Here is a 13,907-nt window from a genome sequence, read left to right as displayed (position 1 = left end):
GAAAACAAAAGAGGTTGTATCTGATGATACAACCTCTTTTGTAACGTTTAATAAAAATCTATGGAACTCCTACAATGAAAGTATCCATTTAACAATTTCATTCGCATCCTCTTGCTTTAATGATGGATGAGCAGGCATGGCTACCTCACCCCAGACACCGCCTCCACCATTGATGATTTTCTTAGATAACAACGATAATGCGTCCTTATTATCTTTATAGTGTTTAGCAACTACTGTATATGCAGGACCAACTGATTTCTTGTCGACACCGTGACATGCTTGACAATCAGAAGCTAACACTAAAGCTTCTCCTTTTGGTGTATCTGATCCTTCTTTATGCCCCAATGCTCCGTTTGCTTTATCTAAATCTTTATAAGTCGTATCACTTGGTGATTTTTTTGCCGAAACAGTTTTATTAACACGTTTTGAAGCTAATTCACCTGCATTATAATCGATTCTTGATATTGCTGCATCTGCATTTTTACTGAACCAACCGTTGCCATATTCTAAAAGATATATTCTTCCATCAGGACCAACTTCCATATCAATCGCAGAAGCTAATTTTGTATGTGGCATAAACGGTTCCATTTTATCAAAGTCTCCATTTGGTAACATAGTGACTGCTTTGATCCATCCTCTAACCCAATCGTAAATAAATAGCTTGCCATCATAGTAATCTGGATACCTCGTTTCTTTTGGATAAAGATCCGAATAGTATACTGGCCCGGCCATCGCATTACGCCCTCCTGAACCCACCTGTGGAAAGTCTGTTGATTCTGCATAAGGATACCATATAAAGGCCGGTTGTGCGGCCGGTAATTCTTTTATACCGGTATTATTCCGGGAACTATTAATTGGCTTTTGAACATCAAATGCCTGTCCACTAACTCCAGTTTCATAATTATACGGATTGTAGGCATAATTATTACCTACGAAAAATGGCCACCCGAAGAAGCCTGCCTTACGCGCTTGGTTTACCTCATCATATCCGCGAGGACCTCTACCTAAACTATCGGTATTGGCATCAGGTCCCACTTCTCCCCAATACAAGAATCCATTTTTCGGGTCAACAGATATCCTATAGGGGTTTCTGTTTCCCATCACGTAAATTTCTGGTTTTGTATTTTCCTGTCCCTCTGGAAATAAATTTCCTTTTGGAATCTGATATGAACCGTCTTTTGCTACTTTTATTCTCAAAATTTTACCACGCAGATCATTGCTATTTCCAGAGCTACGTGCGGCATCATACTGCTCATGTCCAGCCCTATCATCCCGCGGTGAATAACCATTGCTGACAAATTTTTGATCCTTTTCGTCAAATGGTGTTGAGTTGTCTCCTGTTGATAAATAAAGATTTCGGTCTTTATCAAATGCTAAAGAACCACCAGTATGACAGCAGATATCTCGTTGTGAATAAAACTGAAGCACAATCTTTTCGGTTGCGAGGTCTAACTTATTATTTTTGAACTCAAAACGTGACAAACGATTAACAGATGTATCCTTTGGACTATAAAAAGCGTATATATAATGATTATCTGCAAAATCCGGATCTATTGTTAACCCCATAAAGCCTTCTTCTGCATTAACATTGGGTGTTTCAGTTTTGTGATAAACATCTAACAGTCCCACTTGAGTTACTTTTTTTGTTTCTTGATTGTAATGAAGCAATTCTCCCCGACGTTGTGCTACTAAAATATCCAAATTAGGAAGTATGGCCATTTCGGTAGGTTCAAAGAACTCGCCTACAGCCAATGAAACTTTCGTAAATCGTTCCTCTTCTGGAACCCGCTTTGTTTTAGCCTTACCATAATCTAATTCGTAATTATCTCCAATTGCATATTCGATAGCACCTAAGATGTGCTTTAAGAATAAAGGGTCTGAATAATCTTCATCTTGATGGCCTAAACCTGTATAAAAAGAACGGCCACCATCAAAATCATGATACCAGGCCATTGGCGTCTCGGCCATTTGTTCTGGATTTGCATATACCTCCTTATTGATATTCATTAACACATGGGTAGCTTCATAACGTTTTTTAAAGACATACCACTCATCTGTATGTACCCAAGTATCGGGAAGCATTTTTGTTGCTGGATGTTTTTTATCAACCACTGTTAATTTTCCTTCTTTGACTTCAGGATGAGTAGCAAAGTATCCACCTACCAACCTTCCATACCAGCCCCAATCATACTCGGCATCGGCAGCTCCGTGAATACCGACAAAACCTCCCCCAGCTTGTATATAACGCTCAAAATCGGCTTCCTGATAATTATTCAAAAGATCACCAGTGGTATTTAGGAATATCACAGCTGAATAATTTTTTAACGAATCTTCGGTGAACCAATCTGCATTTGTTGTTGTATCTACATCAAAGTTATTTTCGAGTCCTAACTTCTGGAGGGCAATATTTCCTTTTTCAATAGAATTATGGTGGAAACCTGCAGTTTTACTGAAAACCAATACTCTTGGTTTTCCGGACCTCTTTTGATGGCAAGAACTTAAAACTGATATAAAAATCAATAGTAAAGAAATCTTTGACAAAAGTGTTTTAATCATAATAAATTTTAATATTATCGGTTGTACTTACTTAAATTTGTATTCTTGACATAAAGATGCAACTATAACCCCACTCATACTAGCTTTATTTTAGCCAATATATATATTATTTTGCTGATCCATTTTTAGAGGCTATTTTACCAGTAATATGAATATTTAGAAATCATAGCTTAATATTAACCGCAACAGTCAGTATATTCACTTTGTTACACAAAATCCTTTTAGCAAGCACAAAAATTACTATATTTAAATTTTTAAACCTAGTACTCCATATGAAATTAAACTATTTGAAGTTCGGAACAACCGGCTTATGCTGGTTATTTGGAACGACATTATTACTAGCCCAACAGCTAACCGATCAATCGGAAATTAAACTTAATGATCTTGCTGCTTTCAATGCTACAGGAAAATCTTGGACTATTGCTGAAAAAGTAATCTCTGACCCAAGAAATGAGAATGAATTGAAAGCTACAAAAGGATCCGGTATCCTTGTTAACATCACTTCTAATAAAATGAAGGGGTCTGACTTGTTAACAAATGCAGTTCATGGAAATATAATTCTTGAACTGGATTACTTAATGGCAAAGAACTCAAATTCAGGAATCTACCTACAAGGGAATTATGAAGTCCAACTTAAAGATTCTTGGGGAGTGCTGCAACCCATGTCGTCTGACAATGGCGGTATATACGAACGTTGGGATGATGCTAGACCAGAAGGGTCCAAAGGTTTTGAAGGTTATGCTCCTCGTCAAAATGCAAGCAAAGCACCAGGTCTATGGCAACATTTAAAAATTGCATTTCAAGCGCCTAAATTTGATGCTACAGGAAAAAAGACTGCAAATGCGAGAGTTTTAGCTGTGGAACTGAATGGTGTTTTAGTTCAGGATAATGTTGAATTGTTTGGTCCAACGGGCGGAGCGGCCGATAAAGAAAAGCCGTTAGGTCCACTGCGTCTTCAAGGCGATCATGGTTCAGTTGCTTTTCGAAATATTAAAATATCAAAACTTCCCGAAGAACAGATTAATGTAAACAATAGAGGCGGTGGTGATGCTGACCCTATTTATATAGATGCACCTTCTAATACCATGATTAGAAGTTTTGTGAATTATGCACCTAAGTTGCTTGCTGTTCACGCAATATCTGTCGGCAGTCCATTAAAGACACATTACAGCTATGATTTGGACAATGGCCTATTGTTGCAGGGATGGCATGGCGAATTTATTGATGCCACTCCTATGTGGGACGGTAGAGGAAACGGTACTTCTAGAGCCCGTGGAGCAGTAACTTCTTTTGTAAAGAAAGCTACTCCTGCTTTAGCCCAGCTGGCAACGGTTCAAACCACATGGCCTGCTGACAGTACTGGTAGTGGATTTAAAACCAAAGGTTATATTATCGACAATGAGGATAGACCACAATTTAAATATAATATATATGGCGCTGAAGTCACCGATATCATCACAGTTTCAAATGATGGTAAAGGCCTGAACAGATCCATAAACATTGACAAAACTGTCCCTAACTTGTATGTTTTACTGGCAAATGCAAGTTCAATTGAAGAACTAGCGAAAGGGTATTACCTCGTTGATGGTCAGTCTTATTACCTTGAACTTGACAAAGGTGCTCCTAAACCTATTATTCGAGATGCTAACGGAGGAAAAGAATTAATCATTCTCCTAGACAAACAATTAAATTATTCTATTTCATTCTAATTGAGAGAGTACAAATATTATATGAAACACACTTTTAGAATGCTAGCAATGCTAGCTTTGAGTTTTGGCTATACTGTTTCCCACGCTCAAGAAACACCAAAAGAAGAAGATTTTTTTAAGATCATGAAAGTAAGAATGCCCGAAGGACCTGTTTTAGAGGTTGGTGGACTGGTTACTTTACCTAATGGAGATCTAGGCATATCCACCCGTAGAGGTGATGTATTTATCGTTGAAAACCCCACCAGCAACAGACCATACTTTCGAAAATTTGCAACGGGTCTTCACGAGATTTTAGGTCTTGCTTACAAAGATGGTGCGTTATATGTTGCACAAAGAGGCGAGCTAACAAAGCTAATTGACAAAAATATGGACGGCAAAGCTGATGTTTATGAAACTGTGTATGCTTGGCCTTTAAGCGGACATTATCATGAATATAGTTTTGGTCCTAAAATCGCATCTGACGGTTCTTTTTTCGTATCTGGAAATGTAGCTTTTGGTGATGAAGAGTGGTGGCGCGCAGAAAGTCGTGTTCCTATGCGTGGATGGATTATGAACATTAGCGCAGATGGAAAAATGCAACCATGGGCTGCAGGTGTACGTTCTCCAGCAGGATTAAATGTGATTGACGGTCAACTCTACTATACAGAAAACCAAGGTGACTGGGTTGGTTCCGGAGGATTATGGAAGGTCAGTAAAGGAGATTTTATGGGACATCCAGCCAGTTTAGTATGGACAAAAAGACCTGATTCACCGTTAAAGTTATCATCTGAATCTTTCTATTCTAAAGTAGATGAACGTCGTATCAAAAATGCTGAAGGTCGCTACATCAAACCTGAAAATAGAGTCAACGAGAATTTCAAAACGGTATTTGAGATGAAAAAAGAAATTCCAGAGATTCGTTTACCGTCAGTATGGTTGCCGCATGGTATTCTTGGTATTTCAAACTCTGAACCTGTCAAAATTCCGAAAGGCACATTTGGTCCATTTGAAGGACAATTACTCGTTGGTGACCAAGGTATGAGCATCATTTCACGTGTTTTCTTAGAGACGGTAAATGGTGAAGAACAAGGCGCCGCATTTTTGTTTAAGAGTGGTTTCCGTTCTGGTGTTTTGAGAATGGCGTGGGGACAGGATGGATCTTTATTTGTCGGTGAAACCAACCGTGGGTGGGGTTCTGCAGGTGAAGCAAATGAAGGACTTGAGCGCTTAGTATACAACAACAAGACGCCTTTTGAAATGAAAGCAGTAAGAGCTATGCCAGACGGTTTTGAGATCGAATTTACACAACCTGTTGATTTAAAATCTGCTGAAGATCTAGCTTCATACAGCGTTGAAAGCTTCATATATAAATACCATCCTGTATATGGTTCTCCTCCAGTAAATAAAGAGACTTTAAACATAAAAGGAGTTAAGGTTTCTCCTGATGGACTAAAAGCAAGAATTGTTGTCGATGGATTACGTGAACATTATATCCACACCATAAGTGTAGATGGTATTCGTGAGAAACAAAACTTTTATTCAATTGTCCATCCTGAAGCTTACTATACTTTAAATGCAATTCCATCTGGAGAAAAACTAGCAATAAGTTCACTTAGCACCAGGAATTCTACTCATGATCCTGTAGTTGATGTTACAACTAAACCTGCAGAAAAGACAACCGCAGCAAATAATAAAACTGTTGCCGGTAAAAAAACTGCGACTGCTAAAACAAAAAGCACAGAAGCAAAACCTGTTGAAGCAAAGGCTAAAGTAAATGAAGTGAAAACAGTAACTAAAGCTCCTACTTATGCTGAGGTGAAGGGAATATTGACTAGCAATACTTGCTTAGCCTGCCACAATCCTACGAAAAAACAGATTGGACCGTCATTCACTGATATTGCAAAACGCAAATATTCAAATGAGAAAATTTTGCAGCTCATCTACAACCCTAAACCAGAAAACTGGCCTGGATATGCAACAGAAATGCCGCCTATGCCACAAGTTTCTAAAGCTGATGGATTGAAAATTGCAGCTTATATCAACTCATTAAAATAATGAGTTGATCTTTATCAACGTATTATTAAAAAACAAAGCCATTCTTAAAAAAGAATGGCTTTGTTTTTATTCTTGAAAAGAACATATATTGTTCTTGATCGGATTTTACTGTGAGTCACTTAATTCTTTTTACTATGCAAAGATTTCCAAATTAACTCATATACTTCTGTTGCCTGTATACTGCTCTTATTTAATTCCGTATCCGTAATCAAAACAGGATGAAATTCGGAAGGTGTATTCACGCTACCATGTGAACCTTTTACCAAATTAGCATTTAAAGGTATTACATCCATAACGTAACGAAAACCAGTTTTTTTTCTCAACAGTTTATATAATGCACGAAATTTAGAAGACATAAACATTTCAACAGGATCATATCCTGGTTTTTTATGGATATCGACGCATCTTGCATAATCGGGTGCTTTAGCATCATCCTGCCAGAAATAATAAGTAAACCAACTTTCTGGATTTGCAACCAAAACAAAATCTCCTGCACGGTCATGGTCTATCCCATATTCCTTTTTACCTTCTTTGTCAAGCACTACCGCAATTCCTGATAATTTATCTAACATATCCTTCACCTGATCAACTACCGATAAATCATTTATATAGACATGTGCAACCTGATGGTCTGCCACTGCAAATGCTTTGGAGGCTCCTGCATCCAATAATTCCAGACCTCGTTCTACACGGATCTGTAATAATCCGGCTTCCCTTAGTATTCGATTGATATGAATGGGATTATTTACAGGTACAATACCATATTCCGAAAGAATAATAATGTTCGCTCCTCTTTTTTCATAGAATTCAACCAAGTCCTTAATCAGAATATCGATCTCACCTAGTTCCTTACCGATATTAGACCAATCATTTCCAAATTTTTGCAAACAATAATCCAAATGTGGCAAGTAGATTAAAGACAGTGTAGGATCATACAGTTCATCTGTGATCATAGATGCATCAGCAATCCATCGGCTTGATTTAATATTAGCACCAGGTCCCCAAAAATTAAAAAGAGGAAACTGACCAAGCTTTTCCTGCAAAAGATCTCTCAATGTTGCCGGTTCTGCATAACAGTCCGGAAGCTTTCGACCGTCGGCCAGATAATTAGGTCGTGGTGTAACGCTATAATCTGCATTTGAATACATATTATACCACCAAAATAGATTTGCGCACGTAAAGTTCGGGTCTTCTTTTTTTGCTCTATCCCAGATCTTTTCCGCTAATACAAGTTTGTTAGACTGCTTCCAAAACTTAATTTCCGAATCTACATGATCATACCAACCGTTTCCAACCACACCATGCTCGGTAGGTTTTTTACCTGTAAGATAGGTAGACTGGACGCTGGTAGTAACAGCCGGTAACATTGGAGCTATAGTTGCTAAATTTTTTCTTTTTATGTATTGTTCCAAAAATGGGGTATATTTTCCTATTAAATTTGCAGATAGCCCAACTACGTCAATTACAACTGTTTTCTTCATCTTATACATTTGTTTTAATTACCCACTCCAGTTCATTACTGATAGATGCAGCTATTGGTATCTTTAACTGTTCGGGCAATACTTCCCAAGTATAGGTTTCCACTTCCAAATGTTCGGTAAAAGGGGCAACTTTTTGGAGATTCAACACTTCTATAATATCTTGTTGCGTTGATTGCAAGACTCCAATATCTTGAACAGATATAGGAACATGAAAATGTGCGCGCCACTGCATCACATCCTGGTGCTCAAAATCTGCTATGGCTGGTGTTAGATCTGTATAACGAATAAGCTTGCCATCTCTTTTTAAGGCCACTACCTGATGTAGATATGTCGGTTCGTTGAATTTTTGAAAACTTTCTTTAATAGCTATACGCTGATCAGGGGACTGATCCATATTTGCTTTCAAAGCAGCAGATATCTGTATCTTCCCTACTGCAATACCTTTCTCCTTAAGTTCTTTTAATACATCGGCGTGATCTTCATAGCCAATTGCAAAATGGCATACGTCATAACAAAGGCAAAGATGTCTCTTGGTAAGAGCTTCAGCTTCGATAGCGGTAATGCCAAATGAATCTACAAGATCTGAAATAGCAGTTGGAAGCAGATCGTCTGTATACCAATCTATAAATTCTCGTCCAGTTTCAATGATTCCATCAGGTTCTGGTTCCAAGTCAAGGTGCATAACCGTACCTGTTGCATTTGCTATTGTAACTAATGCTTTTATTACAGCAACTATATTTATCGTGGCAGCATTTTTGGCTTCCGTAAAATCGGTAGTCGTTTTGAACCAGTGTCTATAACTAAGCGGCGATGTCGAAATTCCACCGACCATTCCTTCTGGTAATAAGGATTGAAGAATAGTGAAAAGTCTGATTGTATAATCTTTACGTGCCTCGGTAGTCCAGTCAGGGGTATGTACATCTTCTTTGACAACAGTACGATGAAATTCTCCATAAGGAAATCCATTCATTGTAAAAACATAAGCATTATTTTCTTTTAACCAATGTTTAAATTCCGCTATATTACCCTGCTCGCTAAGTTCTAAACTCGATACATTTGATAATCTCAATCCTATTCCCAATGGCTGGCCAGGCGAAACTGATTCTTTGATAAAAGAAAAATTATCTTTTAGAGCTGTAAAATCATCACTCCAATTTTTCCCTGGATGAATATTGGTGCAATAGGTTAAATGTCCTGTATTAACTTTCATTTTAACTAATTTAATGATCCAAACCAGCTGTTGCGCTGGTAAAATTTAAGACATAGTTACTTGCCGCAATCAATAACTGGTGATCCATGTGGTGAACTTCCTTACCTGTTCCGAGATCCGTCAATAATGTAATGGTCAATTTACCGCCAAGATGTTCCTGGAATTCAGTTAAACCGCGAAGTATTGGCGATTCATCATCATTGATCTGAATAAATGGATTAGAAATATCAAATGATAAATGAAGCAGCACATTCAATATGCGCAAAAGCTTATCTTCTGTTAACAATCCACTTAAGAAAGAATACGTGCTATCCAAAGCTATTCCCATGGCTACAGCCTCCCCATGCAGCACACTGAAATTACTCAATTGTTCTAGTTTATGTGCACTCCAATGACCGAAATCTAATGGTCTCGCCGATCCCATCTCGAATGGATCGGCTGATGCGATATGGTTTAAATGCAATTCGGCACAACGTACAATTAAGTAATCCATGGTCTCTAAATCACGACTCACCAGTTTCGCTGCATTATCTTCTATCCAATAAAAGAATCTAGGATCTTTAATTAAAGCAACTTTAACTGCTTCAGATATTCCGGACCGCCAATCTCTATCCGTTAATGTTAACAAAAACTGATCATCATTAAACACAGCCGCGGGGGGAGCAAAAGTGCCTAAAAAATTTTTCTTACCCTTATAATTTATACCGTTCTTAACACCAATCCCAGAGTCATTTTGCGAGAGTACAGTCGTTGGTATACGAATGTGTTTAATTCCACGATGTGACACTGCGGCTGCGTAACCGACAAGATCAAGCACGGCACCACCACCGATCGCGGCAATGTAAGAATGTCGGTCTATTCCATATTGATCTACTGCTTCAACCAAACGATCGAATAGACCTGTATCATTTTTTGAGGCTTCTCCTCCTTGTATAATCAAAATTTCAGAAATCAGCTGTACTTCTTGCTGATGATCGAAATAGGTTCTGATCGCTGAAACCAGATCTGGGTGTGCATCAGCAACTCCCTGATCTAGGACGAAAAAAATCTTACGCAATACATCTGTAGGATTGCTTTTAAAAAAATCTGTAAAAGTAGGGTTATCGGTGTGAAATAACGATTTAGTAAAATGTATTTTATATTCAAATTTCACACTAAATGACTGTTCTAAAAAACTCATAATTGAAAATTATTAATTAAGTAACTGCGAATGCTTTACTCAGTATAATAGATAATGGTAATAAAAAAATAATGACAAGTGCAATTTTCCAATCAGCAAATACACTTGCCCATGCAGCATTCATGAGGATCAATGCAATCACTCCTGCTTTAACGGCTTTACCTATATTGGGGCCTATTGGATTATTTATAGCTCTTAATAGGGGTTTAAAAATCATCCAAGCGAACGGAATGATAAACAAAAGAGTAATAATAATATCACCCTTCGTTTGTGCAAAAAATAAAATGCTAGCGATAACAACTGCATAAAGTACAGCGGCAAAATAAAGCATTTTTTTACTTCCTCCATGTACTTCTCCCCGACTAATCATTGTAATAGAAGCGATGTAGATAATAGGTACAATAGCCAAGAACCACCATTGACTTACCTCTGTACTTATAATACTAACTCCCAATAAGAGGTTTAGGCCACGGCAAAGTCCCATATTAAGTGGACCTAAAAATGAATGATGTTTTGCCCATCTGTTGTAGACAAGACAAGCTAAAATAATCGCTATAGCTAATATTACTGTAATACTTCCTACGAAATAGGCTGCTATTAGTCCAACTAAGAAGAATAAAGATCCAAATACTGTGGCCTCTTTTTCGCTGATCAATCCACTAGGTATGGGTCGCTCAGGTCGTTCTATTCTATCCAGATCTGCATCAAAAACATCGTTAAAAATAATTCCACCACTATACAGCCCTATTGTTGAAATGCAAAGTAAAATAATAGGTACTGGAGAATTCCATCCTTCTGTTAATAAATATCCGGATATTGCTATACCAGCGAGTGCGTCGGCTACTGCAGTAACGACATTTGCTGGTCTCATTAATCGTATATATCCTTTTAATTTTTTCAATATTTGTACGATTAAGTAATAATGATCGAATTCTTATCTATCCTTGGTTGCTGACCACCACGCAAAATAGAATTACTTTCAAATTTTTGAGACTGATCAATATTTTTTATAGTTACAAAATCACGTTCGTCTATCTGTCCACTTTGACCAAAAGCCGTAATTGCATTCCGGTAACTCACCAATTCAATATCATCTAAACTAATACCTGATTGTTTCATCAGAGCTGCCGTTTTAGGAACAGCGAGCGGATCAGAAATTCCCCAATCGGCAGCTGAATTAATCATAATTCTTTCAGAACCATATTGTTTAACAACCTCAACCATACGTTCATTTCCCATTTTCGTAAAAGGATAAATCGTAAAAGCTGCCCAAAACCCTCGATCTAAGACTTCTTTAACCGTTTCTTCATTATTATGATCTATAATCACTGAATACGGAGAAAGTCCATGTTCAATAGCAATATCCATGCTTCGTTGCGTGCCTTTTTTCTTGTCTCTATGTGGTGTGTGAATCTGTACGGGAAGTCCAGCTTCTTTAGCAAGCTCCAGCTGTAACCGGAAATATTTTTCTTCGGCAGCAGTCTGATCATCAAAACCAATTTCACCAATACCGACCACACCTTCCTTGAAAATAAACTGAGGCAGTAATTCCATCACCTGTTCGGCTAATTGCTCATTGTTCGCCTCACGTGAATTTAATCCAATAGTACAATAATGCTTAATGCCAAACTGAGAAGATCTAAATCTTTCCCATCCAATTAAGCTACTGTAGTAATCCGTAAAACTATCGATCCCTGTTCGAGGTTGTCCTAACCAAAAAGCAGGTTCAATAATTGCCACAATCCCGGCATCAACCATTGCTTGGTAATCATCCGTAGTTCGTGAAGTCATGTGAATATGAGGGTCAAAAAACTTCATTCCACTAATATCATTTAAATCAAGAGTACTTTGGTTTCTTTCGCCTAAATTTCTTTCTTGGAAATTTTCATTACAGCACATAATTCTATATTTTTTTATTTTCCTAATTCTATTAATTGGTAGATTTCTGGATGAACAGTTCTATGGGCTGCCAAGCGTTCCTGTACATAATCGTTCAAGGTATTCGCTAAAGCCTGATTAACGCGCTCTTTTAATCCAGTAATTTTTTTAACATCTTTCTCTGTAAAAAATGCTTTCAAAATCATTTGATTCCATGCTCCTTCTGAAAGCATAACTGATGGATAAGGATTATGATACATAATTGCTTCCAATACAGTACCTATATTACTACGGATTCCTTCTTCACATTTACCGACCCATTCTTCGGTATGGCTCAAGAAAGGTAAAGCGGAGTATAATGCAATCAGTTCATTCATTTCTGAAGCAATAAATAAAGTATTGATTTTTTTCAGATATTGTTCCTTGTTCTGATCAGGTAACTGCATCAACAACCATACTCTACATAATCGGTCAATGGTCCATGCTTCCAAAGAAAAGCCAGGTAATAATTGTTTTAGATCAGCAACATCTTCGGATTGGACAACAATATTTTCTTTTCCAAGCTTTCTTGGGAGCTGGGAAAAACTCAAATTTAATTGAAGTGTTTTTTCTTCATTTTTAATCAATTCCACTTTATTGTCCAACCAAGACCATGCATCTAATTCTAGGTTTTGTTGGATAATTTTTTGAAATATATCACTTAGCTGTTTTTTCCTTTTTAAATCAACCACAAGTTTAAATTTTATAAATTAACAGCAACAAAATAATTTATAGCTAATGCGCCACTAACAATCAGAAGACCAAAAAACTCTCTTGTCTTCTCAATATATGGCTTCGTTGCTTGCATACTTTCCACAATACTTGGTCTACGATATTTCATCAACCAATCGCGAACGCCATCTTTTGCAAAAAAAAGTATAACTGCATAAACTAGATAAAATACAATAGCACCAAGGTATATAAATGGATAGTAGAAATTAAACACGGCTAGTCCGCAACAAATAGAGGCCAGCATATAAATTGGAATCCACAGCCAGGAATCTTTATCATTGAGATTTACATAGGCAAATCCTATAAAAGCAATGCAAAAAATAATATTTAAAATAATTAGCGCCATACGGTTAGGTTTATTCGATGAAATTTCATCATTACTGATACACAAATAAACAGATTATAAATCTGTTTTAATCAGTCAAATTGTAAAAAAATTAAGACGAAAGTAAAATCACAATAAGAGAGATGCTTAAACAACTAATAAATAGGTTTAAATTTCATCTTTTTCTATCCATTTAGTAACCTTGGGTGCTTCGTACCGTTCCATTTTTTCTAATAACTCTTCAATGGTATTTCCAAACAGAAGCATGGATTTATTCTCTTCTTTCAATAAACCTTCTGCCGTCATGTGATCAATAAATAGCAGGAGGTGATCATAATAACCATTCGTATTGAGAATTCCAACTGGTTTTTTATGCAACCCCAGCTGACCCCAAGTCACCATTTCAAATAGCTCTTCGAGTGTTCCAAAGCCCCCTGGCAATGCAATGACTCCATCTGAATAATCGTGCATGATTCGCTTGCGATCATGCATGGTATCTACTGTAATTAACTTTGTAACCCCTGTATGCTCTCTTTCCTTGGAATTGAGAAACTCAGGAATGACACCTATCACTTCGCCTCCTTTTTCTAATGCACCATTGGCAACTGCCCCCATCAATCCAACTCGTCCACCACCATATACTAGACAAATACCTTTTTTCGCAAATACATGCCCGACATGAGCAGCTTGCTCCTCATAGATATTTTCTTTACCTAAACTAGAAGCACAAAAAACAACGATACTTTTAATTTTTCGCATCATA

At 37.3% G+C, this 13,907-nt stretch carries 11 protein-coding genes; 2 read left to right on the top strand and 9 right to left on the bottom strand.

Annotated features, from left to right (window positions below; all coding sequences use genetic code 11):
- Positions 1-69 precede the first annotated feature (69 nt).
- Positions 70-2,556, bottom strand: coding sequence for a ThuA domain-containing protein (locus tag HCX49_RS11835; RefSeq protein ID WP_168127151.1), 2,487 nt, complete (start codon positions 2,554-2,556; stop codon positions 70-72).
- Between the two features lie 272 nt (positions 2,557-2,828).
- On the opposite strand from HCX49_RS11835, the gene HCX49_RS11830 reads away from it, so the two are divergent.
- Positions 2,829-4,265, top strand: coding sequence for a DUF1080 domain-containing protein (locus HCX49_RS11830; RefSeq protein ID WP_168127150.1), 1,437 nt, complete (start codon positions 2,829-2,831; stop codon positions 4,263-4,265).
- A 21-nt stretch (positions 4,266-4,286) separates the two neighbouring features.
- The gene (locus tag HCX49_RS11825) at positions 4,287-6,299 is read left to right on the top strand and encodes a c-type cytochrome (RefSeq protein WP_168127149.1); all 2,013 of its coding nucleotides are present in this window, start codon (positions 4,287-4,289) and stop codon (positions 6,297-6,299) included.
- Between the two features lie 119 nt (positions 6,300-6,418).
- On the opposite strand, the gene HCX49_RS11820 is transcribed toward HCX49_RS11825, so the two are convergent.
- The 8 genes from HCX49_RS11820 to HCX49_RS11785 form a co-directional block, all read right to left on the bottom strand.
- The gene (locus HCX49_RS11820) at positions 6,419-7,780 is read right to left on the bottom strand and encodes an alkaline phosphatase family protein (protein ID WP_168127148.1); all 1,362 of its coding nucleotides are present in this window, start codon (positions 7,778-7,780) and stop codon (positions 6,419-6,421) included.
- 1 nt (position 7,781) lies between these two features.
- Positions 7,782-8,990 carry a metabolite traffic protein EboE gene (eboE, locus tag HCX49_RS11815; RefSeq protein ID WP_168127147.1) on the bottom strand — a complete coding sequence of 403 codons (1,209 nt, stop codon included), beginning with the start codon at positions 8,988-8,990 and terminating at the stop codon, positions 7,782-7,784.
- Positions 8,991-9,000: 10 nt separating this feature from the next.
- Positions 9,001-10,170, bottom strand: a complete 1,170-nt coding sequence (locus tag HCX49_RS11810; protein WP_168127146.1) for a 3-dehydroquinate synthase — start codon at positions 10,168-10,170, stop codon at positions 9,001-9,003.
- 16 nt (positions 10,171-10,186) lie between these two features.
- Positions 10,187-11,041, bottom strand: a complete 855-nt coding sequence (gene eboC / locus HCX49_RS11805) for a UbiA-like protein EboC (protein WP_168127488.1) — start codon at positions 11,039-11,041, stop codon at positions 10,187-10,189.
- 41 nt (positions 11,042-11,082) lie between these two features.
- Positions 11,083-12,069, bottom strand: a complete 987-nt coding sequence (locus HCX49_RS11800; RefSeq protein ID WP_021189017.1) for a TatD family hydrolase — start codon at positions 12,067-12,069, stop codon at positions 11,083-11,085.
- 14 nt (positions 12,070-12,083) lie between these two features.
- Positions 12,084-12,779, bottom strand: coding sequence for an EboA domain-containing protein (locus HCX49_RS11795; protein WP_168127145.1), 696 nt, complete (start codon positions 12,777-12,779; stop codon positions 12,084-12,086).
- Positions 12,780-12,790: 11 nt separating this feature from the next.
- Positions 12,791-13,165 (bottom strand): transmembrane 220 family protein, encoded by a 375-nt coding sequence (locus HCX49_RS11790; protein WP_132770816.1) that lies wholly within the window; start codon positions 13,163-13,165, stop codon positions 12,791-12,793.
- A 147-nt stretch (positions 13,166-13,312) separates the two neighbouring features.
- Positions 13,313-13,906: a TIGR00730 family Rossman fold protein gene (locus HCX49_RS11785; RefSeq protein WP_132771061.1), complete on the bottom strand. Its 594-nt coding sequence runs from the start codon at positions 13,904-13,906 to the stop codon at positions 13,313-13,315.
- Position 13,907: the final 1 nt, after the last annotated feature.

This window comes from Sphingobacterium sp. B16(2022) (assembly GCF_012030425.1).
Taxonomy (GTDB): Bacteria; Bacteroidota; Bacteroidia; order Sphingobacteriales; family Sphingobacteriaceae; genus Sphingobacterium; species Sphingobacterium anhuiense.
This window is presented reverse-complemented; position numbering and strand designations above follow the sequence as displayed.

Bases quoted from the DNA above. Each gene is read 5' to 3' on its own strand.
- HCX49_RS11820 (WP_168127148.1), bottom strand. From the start codon at position 7,780: ATGAAGAAAACAGTTGTAATTGACGTAGTTGGGCTATCTGCAAATTTA.
- HCX49_RS11790 (WP_132770816.1), bottom strand. From the start codon at position 13,165: ATGGCGCTAATTATTTTAAATATTATTTTTTGCATTGCTTTTATAGGA.
- eboE (WP_168127147.1), bottom strand. From the start codon at position 8,990: ATGAAAGTTAATACAGGACATTTAACCTATTGCACCAATATTCATCCA.
- HCX49_RS11830 (WP_168127150.1), top strand. From the start codon at position 2,829: ATGAAATTAAACTATTTGAAGTTCGGAACAACCGGCTTATGCTGGTTA.
- HCX49_RS11800 (WP_021189017.1), bottom strand. From the start codon at position 12,069: ATGTGCTGTAATGAAAATTTCCAAGAAAGAAATTTAGGCGAAAGAAAC.
- HCX49_RS11785 (WP_132771061.1), bottom strand. From the start codon at position 13,906: ATGATGCGAAAAATTAAAAGTATCGTTGTTTTTTGTGCTTCTAGTTTA.
- HCX49_RS11835 (WP_168127151.1), bottom strand. From the start codon at position 2,556: ATGATTAAAACACTTTTGTCAAAGATTTCTTTACTATTGATTTTTATA.
- eboC (WP_168127488.1), bottom strand. From the start codon at position 11,041: ATGAGACCAGCAAATGTCGTTACTGCAGTAGCCGACGCACTCGCTGGT.
- HCX49_RS11825 (WP_168127149.1), top strand. From the start codon at position 4,287: ATGAAACACACTTTTAGAATGCTAGCAATGCTAGCTTTGAGTTTTGGC.
- HCX49_RS11810 (WP_168127146.1), bottom strand. From the start codon at position 10,170: ATGAGTTTTTTAGAACAGTCATTTAGTGTGAAATTTGAATATAAAATA.